The sequence below is a fragment of the Nonomuraea sp. NPDC049784 genome (genome assembly GCF_040659615.1).
Classification (GTDB): Bacteria; Actinomycetota; Actinomycetes; order Streptosporangiales; family Streptosporangiaceae; genus Nonomuraea.
The window spans coordinates 1-16,449 of sequence record NZ_JBFAMX010000208.1; the positions used below are offsets into that span (position 1 = coordinate 1).

Here is a 16,449-nt window from a genome sequence, read left to right on the forward strand (position 1 = left end):
TGCTGGTCTCCAGCCATCTGATGAGCGAGATGGCGCTGACCGCGGACCGCCTGGTCCCCCAGCACGTCGCGGTAGAAGGCGACCGCGGCCTCGTAATCCTCGGCCTCCACCACCAGCCGGAGCTGGCGAACGGGGCGGTCGTCGATGGGCGCGCTCATGGGATCTCCTCGGGGGAAACGGGGACGTTCGTTCCCCTGCTCCAACCCACCGGGCCTAGCCCTTCATCCCCGCCCGTAACGGTCCTCGGCCCGCCAGAAGTACCAGAACCCGAAGATCAGCGCGAACACCGCCCAGAACACGCACGACACCCACACCGTCCGCGGCGGATCGTGGCTCCCGATGAGGATGTCGCGCATCCATTCGATGTAGGAGGCCGCCGGGTTCAGGTACATCACCGTGGCCACCCATTCCGGCAGGCCGGCGCTGTTGACGACCTTGTCGTGGATGGCGAAGAACACCCCGGACGCGTACAGCCACGTCCGCATGATGAACGGCAGCAGCTGGCTCAGGTCGCGCAGCGATGCGCCCATCCTGGCGAGCACGAGCCCGGCCCCGATGTTGAACGACGTCTGCAGCAGCAGCACGATCGGCATCATCAGCCAGAACCACGTGGGCAGCTCCCCGGTGAGCATCACGATCAGCAGCAGCACTCCCATGGAGATGACCAGTTGCTGCAGCTCCTGGATCGTGTACGCCAGCGGCAGCGACGCCCGCGGGAAGTGCAGGGCGCGGATCAGCGACAGGTTCCCGGAGATCGACTTGGCGCCCGCGGTGACGGTCCGCTGCGTGTACGTGAAGACGAACATCCCGGTGAGCAGGAACGCCGGGTAGTTGTGGACGTTCTTGCTGCCGCCCAGGATGAGGCCGAACATCACGTAGTAGATGGCCGCGTTCAGCAGCGGGGTGAGGATCTGCCACAGCTGCCCCAGGGCCGAACCCGAGTACTTGGAGACGTTGCGCGAGGTCGCGTACGTCAGGATGAAATGCCGTCGCTCCCACAGCCGGCGTATGTACAGGGAGAGCATCGGCCGCGCGATGGCGGGGCGCAGCCCGTGCTTCCTGGCGAGCTCGGCCAGCGACCCGCTCTCCGTCGAGGCGTTTTCCAGTTCGCTCATGAGCACCTCGTTGCGTTACGGTCCTCGGCCCCGGCGGCGGGCGGCACGTCCGCACCTGCTCCCCGATGCCGAGGCTAACCGATCAACCGGCGACATCCAGCTAGTACGCGGCGACCTTTACCGCACCTGGCCGGTCAGGTGGGTCCGGAGTGCCCCGCCGCCACCGCTTCGGCCGGCAGGCCCGTGATCTCGTCGCAGGTGCGGCGGGCGTGGGCGTTCAGGACATCGCGAGGCTCACGCCCGTCACCGCGAAGCGTTCGACGGCCGCCAGGTGGCCGCCGGTGGAGGCCACGATGGTCAGCGTCCGCCCCGGCTCCGCCGCGAAGGAGACCCGGGCCGACCACGGCGAGTCGCTCCCGCCGGCGCTCACGCAGCACGTCTCCCCCACCGGCGCGGGCGAGCCCGGCTGCCGCACCTGGACCCTGATGCTCTCGTCCACGCCCGAGATCCGCCCTCCCACCGTCAGCGGGGATCGCACGGCGGCGCCGTACCCGGGCCTGGTGAGCGAGAGCGTGGTGTCGTCCGTGCCGACCACCTCCCACGGCGCGTCCCCGCCCGAGCCGTACCTGACCAGGTGTACGACGGCCGCGACCAGCGGTCGCGGGCCCTCCTCGCCGCGGTAGCCGACGTGCACCCGCGCGTGGGCGCCCTGTTCGACGGTCTTGGCGACCCGGTCGATCTCGGTGAAGCCGAGGTAGTCGCGGGCGAAGGCGAGCGCGGTACGGCGCGCGTCGAGGTGCCACGACCCGCGGCCGTCCTTGAGGTACGCGCGCCGCCACGCCGCCACCTCGTCCGGGTCGGAGAACGGCCACAGCGGCTGGTAGCGACCGGCGACCAGGCCGTCGCTGGGGCGGGACGCGCCGGTGGATCCGGCCGGCGAGGCGGTGGGCTCGGGCGGCGAGACCGTGGCGCTGGTCGATGCGGATGTGGGGACAGGAGAGGCAGTGGCGCTGGTCGTGGCTCGCCACGCTCCGGCCTCCCCACACCCGGCGGCGGCCAGCCCGAGCACGACCAGCACCGGCAGGACGTGCCGGGCGAGGGGTTTCATGGGGACCTCCTGGCAGTGGCGATCATGCCCGCTGCGTAAGGAAGTACCCCGGCGGACCGCCTCTCTGACATGGCCTTTCCGTCACAGAGATGACCCGGGAGCGCGCCGGCGTCAGGGAAAGGTGCCCGAGAAAGGCTCTGGTACTCTCTCGGACAGATCGTCCTGAGGAGGTGAGACCCATCAACGCTGTGTCAGGCTGGGTGCTCCCTCCCCGCGACCGGGCTAGGTGACCGCGGGAGCGCCCATGGCGTCCCGAAAGGCTGTCATGTCGATTTCCTCGTCATCTGTCCCTACCCTCGTCACCAGGCTGCGCGCCGCCGGCTGCGTGTTCGCCGAGGACGAGGCCGAACTGCTCGTCTCCACCGCCGCCACCCCTGAGGAGCTCGCCGCCATGGTCGAGCGGCGCGTGGCCGGCGAGCCTCTCCAGCACGTCCTCGGCTGGGCCGAGTTCTGCGGGCTGCGGCTGGCCGTGGAGCCGGGGGTGTTCGTGCCCAGGCCGCGCACCGAGTTCCTCATCCGGCAGGCCGTCGAGCTGGCCCGCCGGGTCACCGGGACGCCGGTCGTCCTCGACCTGTGCTGCGGCACCGGCGCGATGGGGGCGGCACTGGCCGCGGGGCTGGAGCGGGCCGAGCTGCACGCCACCGACCTCGACCCCGCCGCCGTGCGCTGCGCCCGGCGCAACCTCGCCGCCGGTCACGTCTACGAGGGCGATCTGTACGAGCCGCTGCCCGCCTCGTTGCGTGGCCGGGTGGACGTCGTCATCGCGAGCCCCCCGTACGTGCCCTCGGAATCGGTCGCGCTGCTGCCGTCCGAGGCCCGGCTGCACGAGCCGCTCGTCGCGCTCGACGGCGGAGGCGACGGGCTCGACGTCGTGCGGCGGGTGATCGCCGGAGCGCCGCAATGGCTCGCGCCCGGCGGCCACCTGCTGGTCGAGACCAGCGAACAGCAGGCGGCCGCGACCGCCGAGGCCGTCATCCGCGCGGGACTGACCGCCCGCGTGGCACGCTCGGACGACCTGGACGCCACGGCGGTCATCGGGACCCGTCTTCGGTGATGCGGCGGCGTGCGCGCCCGGGAGAATACCGGGCGCTTTTCTTGGAATGATTTGACCCTTTTTGATGGGCGGCGTGCCGTTGTTTGTCCGTGGACTTGGCCGGTGATCCGCGCTTTCATTTTCTCCGTCGGTTCCGCTCCTGGAATTGTGGGGATCATATGGCTCGTTCGCGGAGAACAATGGAAATCGCCGTCGCGTTCGCGATGGTGGTGAGCGCCGCCCCTCCCGCCTCGGCGGCGCGGGCGGAGCCCGTACGGATCACGCGGTTTCTCGGGGAGCAGCGGTTGCCGCACTTGATGCGGTTCGGGGGGACCACCGTGGGCGGGTTGTCGGGCATCGACCGCGATCCGGCCACCGGCACCTGGTACTTCATCTCCGACGACCGGTGGCGCTACAACCCCGCCCGCTACTACACGGGCCGACTGGACATCAACCGGGAGACGGGGGAGTTCACCGGCGTGCGGCTGACCGGGGTCACGACGCTGACCAGGACCGACGGCACTCCGTACCCGGGATACGGCAGGCCGGGGTCGGCCGACCCCGAGTCGATCAGGTACGACCCGCGGCGCGGAGTGCTGCTGTGGGGAGACGAGGGAGACCGGCCGGACAGCAGGAATCCGGCCATTCCGATTTCACCCGCCAGGGTGCGCCTGGCGGATCTCAAGGGGCATAATGTCGGCGAATTGCGCGTGCCCCAGAATTTGCTGCTGACGGATACCGAGAGCGGGCCGCGGCGTAATTTCGGTTTCGAGGGACTGGCCGTCACCCCCCGGCGGATCACCGCCGTCACCGAGGGACCGCGCTACGAGGACGGGCCGGTGCCCACGGTGGAGCGCGGCTCGCCCGCACGGCTCACCGTGTGGAGGCGCCAGAGCTTCCAGCGCGGCCAGTACGCCTACCCGCTCGACCCACTGCCCGTCGCGCCGATCCCGCCCGACGGGGCGACCGACACCGGGGTGTCGGAGATCCTGGCCATCGACGACTACCGTTACCTGGCGCTCGAGCGGTCCTGGATCCAGGACGTGGGCTACCGGGTGAAGCTCTACGAGATCGACCGGCATGACGCCACGAACGTGCTGGACCGGAACGACCTGTCGCAGGGCGCGCCGTACCGGCCGGTGACCAAGCGGCTGGTCTACGATCTCGGCTCCTTCCGCCGGCCGGTGCAGAACCTGGAGAGCATGGCCTGGGGGCCGCGCCTGGCCAGCGGCGAGTGCACGCTCGTGATCGGCTCGGACGACAACTTCGACCAGCGCGAGGCGACCCAGTTCCTGGCCTTCGCCGCGACGGGCTGCCCGTGACCGTGCGCGCCCTCACGGCGCCGCCGCGCTGAGGGCCCTGCCGGAACGGGCCTCTGCTCCAGGGTGTTCGGCCTGGTCAGGAGAGGGCTGGCCGGGACGTGCGTGGGTAGCGTCCGGGTGTGGGCACCTTCGACCTGACCACGCTCCGCATGGACGTGCCCGTGGAGCCGCGATGAACGCCTGGATGCTCGTCTTCGAGGGCCTCGACCCCGCCGGGGAGGGGCTGCGGGAGGCGTTGTGCACGCTCGGCAACGGCCGGTTCGCCACCCGGGGCGCCACCCCCGACGGCGAGTCCCGCATGCCGGGCACCTACGTGGCGGGCTGCTACGACCGGCTCGACTCCGTGGTCGCCGGGCACACCGTGACGAACGAGGACATCGTCAACATGCCCGACTGGCTGCCGCTGACGTTCGCCACGCCGGGGTCCGAGTGGTTCCGGCCCGAGCGGGCGGGGCCGGCGGCGTACCGGCACGAGCTCGATCTGTGGCATGGCGTGCTGGTGCGTGAGCTGCGCTGGCGCGACGGCGAGGGCCGCGTCACACGCGTACGGCAGCGCCGCCTGGTGTCCATGGCGGACCCGTACCTGGCCGCCATGGAGACCACGTTCACCGCCGAGAACTGGTCGGGGCCGATCCGCGTGCGCGCCGCACTGGACGGCCGGGTCTCGAACCGGAGCGTGGCCCGCTACCGGGAGCTGCGCGGCGACCACCTCATCGGGCACGCCACCGGCTCCGAGGACGACCTGGCCTGGCTGACGGCGTGCACCTGCTGCTCGCACATTACCGTGGCCCTGGCCGCCAGGATCGACGCCGACGTGCCCGGCGCGCGGCCGCCGCCCGCGAGCCCCGGCGTCACCGCCGTCCGGCCGTCGCCCGGCCCCGACTACGTCTTCTCCGACCATGTGCTCCATCTGACCCGGGGCGAGCCCGCGACGCTCACCAAGATCGTGTCGCTGACGACCTCGCGCGACCCTGCCACCCACGACCCCCGCTCGTCGGCACTCAGGCACGTACGCCGCGCACCCCGCTTCGACGACCTGCTGGCCCGCCACGCCGCCGCATGGGAGGGGCTGTGGCGGCGCGCCCAGCTCGACGTGGGCGGCCCCAGGCTGTCCCGGATCGTCCACCTGCACATCTTCCACCTGCTCCAGACGCTCTCCCCGCACACCGCCGACCTCGATGCCGGGGTGCCCGCCCGCGGCCTGCACGGGGAGGCGTACCGGGGACACGTGTTCTGGGACGAGCTGTTCGTGCAGCCGTGGCTGAGCCTGCGCTTCCCCGAGATCGCGCTCGGCCTGCTGCGTTACCGCTGGCGGCGGCTGCCCGAGGCCAGGGACGCGGCCAGGGAGGCGGGGTACGACGGCGCGATGTTCCCCTGGCAGAGCGGCAGCGACGGCCGCGAGGAGACCCCGACCCTCCACGTCAACCCCATGTCGGGCCGCTGGCTGCCCGACCACTCCCGGCTGCAGCGGCACGTCGGCCTGGCCATCGCCTACAGCGTGTGGCAGCACTACCTGGCCACCGGCTCGATGCCTTCGTGGTGCGCCGAGCTGCTGCTCGACATCGCCAGGTTCTTCGCCTCGCTGGCCGTGCCGTACGGCGACCGATACGAGATCCGCGGCGTCATGGGGCCCGACGAATACCACGACGGCTACCCTGGCGCCGCCGTGCCAGGGCTGGCCAACAACGCGTACACGAACGTCATGACCGTGTGGCTGATGATCCGCGCCCGCGAGACGGCCTCGCTGGTGCCCGGCCTGGAGCCCGAGCCCGCGGAGCTGGCCCGCTGGGACGACATCAGCCACCGGATGCGGGTGGACTTCCACGACGGCGTGATCAGCCAGTTCACCGGGTACGCGGACCTGCTGGAGCTCGACTGGGGCCGCTACCGCGGCGTGCGGCGCCTGGATCGGGCGCTGGAGGCCGACGGCGACGACGTCAACCGCTACAAGGCCTCCAAACAGGCCGACACGCTCATGCTCTGCTACCTGCTGACCGGCGCCGAGCTGCTCGGCCTCCTGGAACGGCTCGGCTACCCGGTCCGGCCCAGCCTGATCCCCCGTACGGTCGCCTACTACCTGGACCGCACCAGCCACGGCTCGACGCTCAGCGCCGTCGTGCACGCCTGGGTCCTGGCACGTTCCAACCGCTCGCAGTCCTGGAGGTTCTTCACCGAGGCCCTCTACAGCGACATCAAGGACGTCCAGGGCGGCACCACCCCGGAAGGCATCCACCTGGGCGCCATGGGCGGCACGCTCGACCTCCTCCAACGCTGCTACCTCGGCCTGGAACTGCGGCCGGACGGGCTTCGGCTGGATCCCCTGCTGCCCGGCCGGCTCGGCGTGCTGTCCATGCCGATCTGCTACCGCGGGCGCCATATCTTCATCGACGCCGACCACAACGAGGCACGCGTGAACGGCACCGCGTGCCGTACCTATACGCGAGGAGTAGCCATCATGACCGGCACCGGAGATCTCGGACGCCGCATCATCCACTACCGCGAACGCCTCGGCCTGACCCGCGAACAGGTCGCCGAGCGCGCGGACATGTCGCCGGGCTACCTCAAATACCTGGAGGAGAATCCCGACATGCCCGACACCGGAGCCCTCTTCCGCCTGGCCGACGCCCTGCAGACCACGGTGCACGAACTGCTGGGCGGCGACAAGGACCGCCCGCCCGGGCACGGGCCCGCCATGGCCAACCCGACGCTGGAGGTGCTGGACCGGGAGGAATGTCTGCGGCTGATCGAGCCGGGCGGGATCGGGCGGGTCGCGTTCTACGGCTCCTACGGGCCGACCGTGCTGCCCGTCAACTACAAGATGCACCACGGCGCGATCGTCTTCCGCACGGCCGTGGGCGGCTCGATGGACCGGGACCTCCGTACGGGGCTGGCAGGGGTGGACATCAAGATCGCCTTCGAGATCGACCAGATCGACGAGACCAACCGCGAAGGGTGGAGCGTCCTGGTGCAGGGGCCGGCTCATCATGTGACGCCGGACGAGATGGGCGACGTGGCCGACGCGGACGTCACGCCGTGGGCGGGCGGCGAGCGCCGGCTCTACATCCGGATCGTCCCGCACCAGATCATGGGCCACCGCATCCACTGCATCTGACCACCCGCCACCGGCACCGCGCCGCCCAGCGGCATAGCGCTCACCGAAGGACGCGGGGCGAGCGGCGGTAGGGTCTGGATCACGACCCTGCGACCCTCAGGAGAGCGGCATGAGCATCGCCCCGTACACCGTGACCGACCCCGTCGCCGAGCACGGCGAGGGCCCTGTGTGGTCGAGCCGCTGGGGCGGGCTGCGATGGGTGGACATGTTGGCCGGTGACGTGCTCGCGCTCGATGCCCAGGGCAAGGTGCGCCGCCGCCACGTGGGCAAGGTGGCCGCCGTCGTACGGCCACGCGTGTCCGGCGGCTACCTGGTCGCGGGCGAGCGCGAGCTGCTGCTGTCCGGCACCGACGACCTGGACGCCCCGCTGCGCTCCCTGGGCGAGGCCTGGACCGACCCCGCCGTACGGATGAACGACGGCGGCTGCGACCCCGACGGCCGCTTCTACATCGGCAGCATGGCCTACGACGAGAGCCCGGGCCGCGGGTCGTTCTACGTGGCCGAGCCCGGCGGCGGGCTGCGGGTCGTGCTGCCCGAGGTGACGATCTCGAACGGCTTCGACTTCAGCCCGGACGGCACCCTCGCCTACTACGCCGACACCACGACCGGCCGGGTCGACGTGCTCGACTACGACCCGGAGGGCGGGCTGAGCGGACGGCGCCCGTTCGCCGTCGTCGATGCCGCCCAAGGAGCCCCCGACGGGCTGACCGTCGACGCCGAGGGCGGGGTGTGGGTGGCGTTGTGGCAGGGCGGGGCCGTGCATCGCTACGACGCGAGCGGCCGGCTCGACGCCGTCGTCAGCCTGCCCGTACGGAAGGTCACCGCGGTGACGTTCGGCGGCGAGGGCCTCGACCGGCTGTTCATCACCACCTCGGCGCTCGGCGTGGACCGCGCCGAGGAGCCGGACGCAGGCGCCGTCTTCGCCGCCGACCCCGGAGTCAGGGGGCGGCCGGTCCTGCCGACCGCTCTGTGACACGTGCGCCGGTCAGGCGGGGCGGTGGTCGCCGGCGGCGCCGTCGATGAGCTCCCGCAGGATGTCCATGTGGCCCGCGTGCCGCGCCGTGTCCTCGATCATGTGGATGAGCACCCACCGCATGCTCACCGTCTCCCCTATGAATGACGTGCCCGTGGTCTCCAGGGCCAGGTCGTTGATCGCCCGGTCGGCGCGGGCTCGCGCGCGGCCGTAGAAGGCGACGATCTGCTCGCTGGTCTCCTCGGGCCGGATCTCCATGTCCTCCTCCGGCGCGAACCACAGCGGCTCCGGCTCCCGCCCGAACGTCAGGCAGAACCACCCGTTCTCCACCGCCGCCAGGTGCTTCACCAGGCCGAGCAGACTCGTGCCCGACGGGGTCATGGGCCGCCTGGCCTGCTCCTCGTCGAGCCCCTCCACCTTCCACAGGACGGCGTCGCGGTGGCGGTCGAGGCTGGCGTGCAGGCTCTCCTTCTCGCCGCCGGTCAGCGGCACCCGTCTGCTCATGCGGCGACCGTACACCGGTTGCGATACCTGGCGGCCCTAGGATAAAAACTACGAATCCTAGGTTATGAGGAGGTGCCCATGGCTCGTGCCGGGCTGACAGCGGATCGGGTGACCGAGGCGGCCGCGGATCTGGCCGACGAGGTCGGGTTCGACAACATCACCGTGTCCGCGCTGGCACGTAGGTTCGGGGTGGCCGACGCGAGCCTCTACTCGCACGTCAAGAACCTCCGGGACCTGCGCACCCGCGTGGCCGTCCTGGCCGCGCGCGAGCTGGCCGACCGGCTCGCCGACGCGACGTCGGGGCGGTCGGGCAAGGAGTCGCTGACCGGGTTCGCCAACGCCTGGCGCGAGTTCGCGCTGACCCGTCCCGGCCGCTACCAGGCCACCCAGATGGCTCTGGACCCGGCCGTCGTGGCCACGTCCCAGGGGCATCTGCGCATCATGACCCTCACCTACGCGCACCTGAGCGCGTACGGGCTGCCCGAGCCCGACCTGACCGACGCCATCCGCCTGCTGCGCAGCACGTACCAGGGCTTCTTCGGGCTGGAGGCGAGCGGCGGGTTCCAGCACACGCGCGACCTCCAGGCGTCCTGGACGAAGATCCTCGACGCGCTCGACAACGCGCTGCGACATTGGCAGATCTCCGAGCAATCCCCAGGAAACAATCATGAATCCGATCGCTGAGCACGACATCCGCACGTCCTTCGTCAACTGCTCCAAGGGCGAGGCCCGCAGGCTCAATCTCCCGCGCGACCTGGCCGAGTCACCCTGGCCCGACCTCGACTTCCTGGGCTGGCGCGATCCGGGAGCGCCGGAGCGGGCGTACCTGGTGACCGAGCGCGGCGGCGAGCTGGTCGGCGTGGCGCTGCGCATGTCGCAGGAGGCGCGCAGGAGCTTCACCAAGTCCACCCTGTGCTCGGTCTGCGTGACGCCGCACGCGGGCATCGGGGTCACGCTGTTCGCCGCGCCCAGGGTCGGCGCCGCCGGCCGCCAGGGCAACACGGTCGGCGCCTACATGTGCGCCGACCTGGCCTGCTCGCTCTATGTGCGCGACAAGAAGCAGACGGAGCTGGGCACGCGGTTCGAGTCACTCTCGGTCGAGGAGCGGATCGTGCGGGCGGCCGCCAACCTGGACGGCTTCCTGGAGCGGGTGCTCGACGGCACCGTGAGGTGACGGAGCCCGAAAAGGGGCTTGGCGGGGGCGACGCTCAGCGCGCCCGCGGACGGGAAGGGCCGTCTGCGGCGTCAGCCGGGCGCTCAGTGCGGCACCGGCGTGAACGTCGCCCATGACTTGGACAGCGCTTGCCCGCCCGCCGGTTCCGCCCCGGCCCGAACTACAGCGGCGCCATCGCCTCCGCGTTGCCGTGCGCCCGCATATCGGGATACCTTGAGCATTCAGATGATGACATCATCCGAATCCGCAGGAGTGGCGATGACCGACGTGCCCGAGATCGACTTGACCGATCCCGCCGTGCTGCGTGACCCCTTCACCGCGTACACGAGCGCCAGAGAGCAGTCACCGGTGGCGCGGTTGCTGGCGCCCGGGTTCGGGCCGTTCTGGGCGGTGACGCGGCACGAGGAGGCCAGGGCGATGCTGAGCGATCCGCGACTGACCACCAACGAGCACAGCTATCAGCGACCCGACGTGCCGGAGCACTGCCTGCCGTACATGCGGACCATGACCGAGATGAACGGCGCCGAGCACGCGCGGCTGCGCAGGCTGGTCGCGCCCGCGTTCACGCCGCGCAGGGCCGTGGACTTCGGGCCGCGGATCGAGGCGATCGTCGAGCGCCTGCTCGACGATCTGCCCGCGCGACCGGACCTGCTGGCGGATTTCGCGCGCCCGCTGCCGATCGAGGTGATCTGCGAGATGGTGGGCATCCCCGCCGCCGACCGCCCCAAGTGGCGCGAGTACGGCGCCGCGATCGCGGCCGGGCACGGCGCGAGCTTCAAGGACGCCATCCCGCGCATCCTGGAAGGCGCCAAGGCCGCGGTCGCCAAGGGCCGGGAGGAGCCCGGCGAGGACCTGATCTCCGGCCTCGCCCGCGTCATGGAGGAGGACGGCGACCGCCTCTCCGACACCGAGCTGGTCACCATGGTCTGGACGCTCGTCCTGGCCGGCCAGACGCCCACGAACCTCATCGCCAACGCCGTCGCCGCCCTGCTCTCCCACCCAGGCCAGCTCGCCGAGCTGCGCGCCGAGCCCGCCCTGATGCCGCACGCGGTGGAGGAGCTGATGCGCTGGTGCGGGCCGCAGCTGCTGACCATCCCCCGCTTCACCACGGAGGACGTCCAGATCGGCGGCGTGCCCATCCCCAAGGGCGTGCCGGTCACCGCCTCGATCGCCTCCGCCAACCGCGACCCGCGCGCCTTCGACGAGCCGGACCGGCTCGACCTCCGGCGGGAGCCGTCGCCGCATCTCGGGTTCGCGCACGGGCCGCACTTCTGCGTCGGCGCCTCGCTGGCCCGCGTGCAGACGGGGATCGCACTCGGCGCCCTGCTGCGCCGCTTCCCCGATCTGGCGCTCGCCGGGGAGGTCCAGCACACACCCGACCCGGGCACCTGGCGCCTGACGTCGCTGCCCGTGACCCTCTGAGGTGGCGCGCATCGGCAAGGGCGGCGAGCTGCGCTGCTCGTTCTGCGGGAAGAGCCAGCAGGAAGTGCGCAAGCTCATCGCCGGCCCGCCTTCGGTCTACATCTGCGACGAATGCGTGGTGCTCTGCACCGAAATGGTCGCCGAGGACGAGTTCGCAGAGTCCCGCCCGGAGTCGCCCAGGCCGCGGGAGATCCACGCGTTCCTCGACCAGTACGTGGTCGGCCAGGAGCAGGCGAAGCGAGCGCTCGCGGTCGCGGTCTACAACCACTACAAGCGCCTCCGTGCGCCATCGGATGAGGTCGAGCTCGGCAAGTCGAACATACTGCTGGTCGGCCCCACGGGCAGCGGCAAGACGCACCTGGTGCAGACGCTCGCGCGGATGCTGGACGTGCCGTTCGCCATCGCCGACGCCACCGCGCTCACCGAGGCCGGGTACGTCGGCGACGACGTCGAGAACCTGCTGCTCAAGCTCATCCAGGCGGCCGGCTTCGACGTCTCCAGGGCCGAGACCGGGATCGTCTACATCGACGAGATCGACAAGGTCGCCCGCAAGGGCGAGAACCCGTCGATCACCCGCGACGTCTCCGGCGAGGGCGTGCAGCAGGCGCTGCTGAAGATCCTGGAGGGCACGGTCGCGAGCGTGCCTCCGCAGGGCGGCAGGAAACATCCGCACCAGGACTTCCTGCAGATCGACACGACGAACGTGCTGTTCATCGCCGGTGGCGCGTTCGAGGGCCTCGAGGAGATCATCGGGCGGCGGGTCATGCGCAAGCGCGCCGGGTTCGGCGCCGGGCAGCGTTCGGCGGAGGAGGACCTGCTGTCCCAGGTGACGCCGCGGGACCTGGTGACGTACGGGCTGATCCCCGAACTCGCCGGGAGGCTGCCGGTGGTGACGGCCCTGCGGCCGCTGGATCGCGCGGCTCTGATGCGGGTGCTCACCGAGCCGCGGAACGCGCTGATCAAACAGTACCGGCGGCTGTTCGAGCTCGACGGGGTGGAGCTGGAGTTCGACGAGGGGGCCGTGGCCGCCGTCGCCGAGCAGGCGCTGCTGCGCCGCACGGGAGCCAGGGCGGTCCGCGCGATCCTCGAAGAGGTGCTGCTCAACGTGATGTACGAGGTTCCGGGCCGGGACGACGTGGACCGCGTCGTGGTCACCCGCGACACGGTGCTCGACCACGTCAACCCGACCCTGGTCCCCCGCGACCACCGCGACGGGGAGCGCCGGGAGAAGTCCGCCTGAGCGCGTCAATAGCCGACGGTGAACCTGACTCGGCGGTGCCGGGGACGTTCGGCCTCGTCGAGCAGCGCGACGGCGAAGTCCTCCATGGAGATCGCCGACCTGCCCTGGGCGTCGACCAGCAGCTCGTCGCTCCCGAGCCGGTAGCGGCCGGTCCGCTCCCCCGGCTCGAGCAGCGCGGGCGGGCTCAGGTAGGTCCAGTCGGCGACCGGCTCGGCCTGGCAGGCGTCGAGCTGCCGGTCGCAGGCCAGCGCGATGGGCCGCCACGCGGGCGGGAAGTCCGGGGTCTCCACGACGGTGAGGCCGCCGGTGCCCGGGACGGTCAGCCCGGCCGCGCCGCCTACGAGCAGCAGCCGCACGCCGGTCGCCGCCAGCCCGGCCAGCAGCGCCTTGGCGGTCGCGACCAGGTCGTCCTCGTAGCCGGGCGCCGGCCGGGTGGCGCTGATGACGAGGTCCTGGCCGGTGCTCAGTGCGGCCACGTTCCCGGCACTCGAGGCGTCACCCGTGCGGGCGCGGGCGGCGGGGTGCAGCAGGGGGAAGCGGGCGGTGTGGCGGACGACGGCGGTGACCTCGTGGCCGCGCGACAGCGCCTCGGCCACCACCCTGCCGCCCACGGCCCCCGCGGCTCCTAAGACGGTGATGCGCATGTCAGGACTCCTTTCCGGCCAGGACGCGGGGCTTCGCGGTCAACGTGCGGGCGGGCTGGAGCTGGGCCGCGACGAGGGCGGCCAGGACGACGACCGCGCCGAGCGCCTGGACCGGGGCGAGCTCCTGGCCGAGGACGAGCCAGCCGAGCGCGGTCGCGACCACGGGGCTGAGCAGACCCAGGAACGTGACCTTGGTGGCCGACAGCAGCCGCAGGCCGCGGAACCACAGCGCGTAGGCGAGCGCGGCTCCGATCACGGTGAGGTAGGCGTACCCGGCGAGGTTCGCGGTGGTCAGGGTGGCCGGTGGCGCGCCTTCGACGAGGAGCGCGACGGGGAGCAGCAACAGGCCTCCGGCCACGAGCTGCCAGCCGGTGGTGGCCAGCAGCGGCGCGGGCGACTGCCACCGCTTGCTCAGCACGACTCCCAACGCCATCACCGCGGCGCCGCCGAGCGCGGCGGCCACTCCGACCGCGTCCAGCCGGGCGTCGGCCCGCAGCACGAGCAGGCTCACCCCGGCCACGCCCGCCACGGCGGCCACCACGGTGCGCGGGGACAGGCGTTCGCCCAGGAGCCCGGCTGACAGCAGGGCGACCAGCAGGGGCTGGATGGCGCCCACGGTCGCGGCCACCCCGCCGGGCAGCCGGTAGGCCCCCACGAACAGCAGCGCGAAGAACACCCCGATGTTCAGCGCCCCGAGGACCAGGGCGCGCCACCACCAGACACCCGTGGGCAGGCGGCGGGTGACGGCGACGAGGAGGAGTCCCGCGGGCAGAGCGCGGATCACGGCCGCCAGCAGTGGACGGCCGGGTGGCAACAGCTCGGTGGTGACGAGGTACGTGGTCCCCCAGATGGCGGGGGTCAGCGCGGTCAACAGGACGGTTCCCGTTTGATTTCTTAGCACTAAGACAAAGTAGCTCAGCGCTAAGCTAACTCGCCAGTGTTTTACCTCACCGCTAAGACATCTGTAGTCTGGAGTGGTGGCTGATCATGTCGACCTCGTCCTCGAGCAATGGGCCGCCCAGCGCCCCGACCTGGACGTCTCGCCCATGGCGGTGATCGGGCGGCTGTCGCGGGTGACACGGCTGATCGACGCCGAGCTGCGCCGTACGTTCGCCGCGCACGGGCTGGATCCGGCCTCCTTCGACGTGCTGGCCACGTTGCGCCGCAGCGAACCCCCGCACCGGCTGACCCCTGCCGGGCTGATGCGCGCGTCCATGGTCACCTCGGGGGCGATCACGCAGCGGCTCGACCGCCTGGAGTCCAGGGGCCTGGTGAACCGCACGCCCAGCGACGTGGACGGACGCGGCGTCTACGTGACGCTCACCGACGAGGGGCGCGCCCTGATCGACCGGGCACTGCCCGACCACATGGCGACCGAGGAGCGCGTGCTCTCGGCCCTGCCGAAGGAGCGGCGGGACGCGCTCGCGCATACGCTACGCGAGCTGCTGGAGTCGCTGGGCGACACCACCCACCAGGGCTGATGTCCCTTTGGGGGTTCAGCGGCGGCGGCGCCGGCCGGAGCCGCCCCCTCGAGGCACCCCCTCGTGGCGGGTGGCGGACCAGTGCGCCGGGCGGGTGAGCGTGGCAGGGAGGCGGGTGGCGGCGTCGCCCTTGGCGGCGTTGAGCTGGGCCTGGGTGAGGAAGATGCTGCCGGTGAGGTCGGCCCCCGACAGGTCGGCACCCCGCAGATCGGCCCCGATCAGGTCGGACTCGCGTAGATCGGCGCCCCGAAGGTCCGCGCCGATCACATAGGCCCCCCGCAGGTTGGCCGCCCTCAGGTCGGCGCCCGCCAGCCGGGCCCCGATCAGGTCGGCTCCCCTGCGGTCCTTCCCCTTGCGCCCGCCCCTGACCAGCTCGCTCGCACGCAGCAGCAGGGCGTTGACGTCGGCCCGGATCGCCGCGACGTCCAGCTGCTCCAGCACGCCGGCGCTCTCCCGGGTGAGCCGCTCGACATCGGCGAGGGCCCGCCCCAGCTCGGCGTGGACGGCCCGGGCGGGCTCCAGGGTCAGCGCCTCGGCCAGGTACCACAGCAGCTCGTGCAGCTGCCGCATGACGGGGAACACCGCGTACATCTGCCGGGCCGTGCCCGGAGCCTCCCGCCAGCTCGTGCCCTCGAAGGTGACCTGGGAGACCTTCTGCCCCGCCCCGAAGCAGTCGTAGACGGTGCAGCCGGGGAAGCCGCGCTCCCTGAGCTGGGAGTGGATGGAGCAGCGGAAGTCGTCGCGCAGGTTGCGGCAGGGCTGCCCGGCGTCCTTGTCGGTGGCGAAGTCGGCCGAGGCCGAGAACGGCAGCGCGACACAGCACAGCCCGAAGCAGCTCTCGCAGTCGGCCAGCAGGCCGAGCTCGCGGGGGTGGGTTCCGGGCAACGTGCTGGACTCCATTCGTGACGGGATGCGGTGCCCATCAAGGGTACTCACTCGTGGACGTACGGCGTCGTCGTGGTGAGCGCCTCGAACCCCAGCCGCAGCAGTATGGGACGGCTCTGGCTGGAGGCGTCCACCTGGAGGTAGTCGTAGCCGCGCGCGACCGCCTCGCGGGCCCGGTGGGCGACCAGCGCGCGGTAGACGCCCCGCCCCCGCCATTCCGGTACGGTGCCGCCGCCCCACAGGCTCGCGAACCGGGTGCCCGGGTGCAGGTCCATGCGGGCCGCGCTGACGGGCACGTCGCCGGCCATGGCGAGAACGGCGATGAGGTTGCCGGCGGCGAGCTGGTCGAGCAGGCGTTCCCTGATGCGGTCGCGAGTCGTGCCGAAGGCGTGCTCGTGCACCTCGGCCACCAGCTCCACGCCGTCCGGATCGGTCACCGGGACCAGCCGCACCCCCTCGGGCGGCTCCCCAGCCACCGGCAGGCGCGCGGCATCGG

The 16,449-nt window shown here is 71.7% G+C and carries 16 protein-coding genes; 9 read left to right on the plus strand and 7 right to left on the minus strand.

What is annotated here, in order from left to right; all coding sequences use genetic code 11:
• Positions 1-221 precede the first annotated feature (221 nt).
• Both AB0J09_RS32890 and AB0J09_RS32895 read right to left on the minus strand, forming a co-directional pair.
• Positions 222-1,115: an ABC transporter permease gene (locus AB0J09_RS32890; RefSeq protein ID WP_360699364.1), complete on the minus strand. Its 894-nt coding sequence runs from the start codon at positions 1,113-1,115 to the stop codon at positions 222-224.
• 217 nt (positions 1,116-1,332) lie between these two features.
• A complete protein-coding gene (locus AB0J09_RS32895) occupies positions 1,333-2,163 on the minus strand; it encodes a hypothetical protein (RefSeq protein WP_360699366.1) in 831 nt (276 codons plus the stop codon).
• A 265-nt stretch (positions 2,164-2,428) separates the two neighbouring features.
• Between AB0J09_RS32895 and AB0J09_RS32900 the strand changes: the two genes are divergently transcribed.
• The 4 genes from AB0J09_RS32900 to AB0J09_RS32915 all read left to right on the plus strand — a co-directional run bounded on the left by AB0J09_RS32900 (position 2,429) and on the right by AB0J09_RS32915 (position 8,603).
• Complete coding sequence (locus tag AB0J09_RS32900) at positions 2,429-3,217, plus strand: putative protein N(5)-glutamine methyltransferase (protein WP_360699393.1); 789 nt, start codon at positions 2,429-2,431, stop codon at positions 3,215-3,217.
• 179 nt (positions 3,218-3,396) lie between these two features.
• Positions 3,397-4,518: an esterase-like activity of phytase family protein gene (locus AB0J09_RS32905; protein ID WP_360699368.1), complete on the plus strand. Its 1,122-nt coding sequence runs from the start codon at positions 3,397-3,399 to the stop codon at positions 4,516-4,518.
• A 172-nt stretch (positions 4,519-4,690) separates the two neighbouring features.
• Positions 4,691-7,630 carry a pyridoxamine 5'-phosphate oxidase family protein gene (locus AB0J09_RS32910; RefSeq protein WP_360699370.1) on the plus strand — a complete coding sequence of 980 codons (2,940 nt, stop codon included), beginning with the start codon at positions 4,691-4,693 and terminating at the stop codon, positions 7,628-7,630.
• 109 nt (positions 7,631-7,739) lie between these two features.
• Entirely contained in the window at positions 7,740-8,603 is an 864-nt protein-coding gene (locus tag AB0J09_RS32915) for an SMP-30/gluconolactonase/LRE family protein (RefSeq protein WP_360699372.1), read from the plus strand.
• Between the two features lie 12 nt (positions 8,604-8,615).
• On the opposite strand, the gene AB0J09_RS32920 is transcribed toward AB0J09_RS32915, so the two are convergent.
• Positions 8,616-9,107 carry a DinB family protein gene (locus tag AB0J09_RS32920; protein WP_360699374.1) on the minus strand — a complete coding sequence of 164 codons (492 nt, stop codon included), beginning with the start codon at positions 9,105-9,107 and terminating at the stop codon, positions 8,616-8,618.
• A gap of 78 nt (positions 9,108-9,185) precedes the next feature.
• Between AB0J09_RS32920 and AB0J09_RS32925 the strand changes: the two genes are divergently transcribed.
• From AB0J09_RS32925 to clpX, 4 genes are all read left to right on the plus strand, one after another.
• On the plus strand, positions 9,186-9,791 hold the full coding sequence (locus tag AB0J09_RS32925) for a WHG domain-containing protein (protein ID WP_360699376.1): 606 nt from the start codon (positions 9,186-9,188) through the stop codon (positions 9,789-9,791).
• Positions 9,775-10,281 (plus strand): FBP domain-containing protein, encoded by a 507-nt coding sequence (locus AB0J09_RS32930; protein WP_360699378.1) that lies wholly within the window; start codon positions 9,775-9,777, stop codon positions 10,279-10,281. Before AB0J09_RS32925 ends, AB0J09_RS32930 begins: the two co-directional genes overlap by 17 nt.
• A gap of 258 nt (positions 10,282-10,539) precedes the next feature.
• A complete protein-coding gene (locus tag AB0J09_RS32935) occupies positions 10,540-11,703 on the plus strand; it encodes a cytochrome P450 (protein WP_360699380.1) in 1,164 nt (387 codons plus the stop codon).
• Between the two features lies 1 nt (position 11,704).
• Complete coding sequence (gene clpX, locus AB0J09_RS32940; RefSeq protein ID WP_360699382.1) at positions 11,705-12,943, plus strand: ATP-dependent Clp protease ATP-binding subunit ClpX; 1,239 nt, start codon at positions 11,705-11,707, stop codon at positions 12,941-12,943.
• A gap of 5 nt (positions 12,944-12,948) precedes the next feature.
• Here the strand turns inward: clpX and AB0J09_RS32945 are convergent, their stop codons facing one another.
• Positions 12,949-13,587, minus strand: a complete 639-nt coding sequence (locus AB0J09_RS32945) for an NAD(P)H-binding protein (protein WP_360699384.1) — start codon at positions 13,585-13,587, stop codon at positions 12,949-12,951.
• A 1-nt stretch (position 13,588) separates the two neighbouring features.
• A complete protein-coding gene (locus AB0J09_RS32950) occupies positions 13,589-14,458 on the minus strand; it encodes an EamA family transporter (protein ID WP_360699385.1) in 870 nt (289 codons plus the stop codon).
• Positions 14,459-14,564: 106 nt separating this feature from the next.
• Between AB0J09_RS32950 and AB0J09_RS32955 the strand changes: the two genes are divergently transcribed.
• Positions 14,565-15,068, plus strand: coding sequence for a MarR family transcriptional regulator (locus AB0J09_RS32955; RefSeq protein WP_360699387.1), 504 nt, complete (start codon positions 14,565-14,567; stop codon positions 15,066-15,068).
• 15 nt (positions 15,069-15,083) lie between these two features.
• Here the strand turns inward: AB0J09_RS32955 and AB0J09_RS32960 are convergent, their stop codons facing one another.
• Together AB0J09_RS32960 and AB0J09_RS32965 are read right to left on the minus strand one after the other, a co-directional pair.
• Complete coding sequence (locus tag AB0J09_RS32960; protein ID WP_360699389.1) at positions 15,084-15,968, minus strand: pentapeptide repeat-containing protein; 885 nt, start codon at positions 15,966-15,968, stop codon at positions 15,084-15,086.
• 32 nt (positions 15,969-16,000) lie between these two features.
• Positions 16,001-16,449, minus strand: a 449-nt coding sequence (locus tag AB0J09_RS32965; protein ID WP_360699391.1) for a GNAT family N-acetyltransferase, incomplete at its 5' end; no start/stop codon positions are given.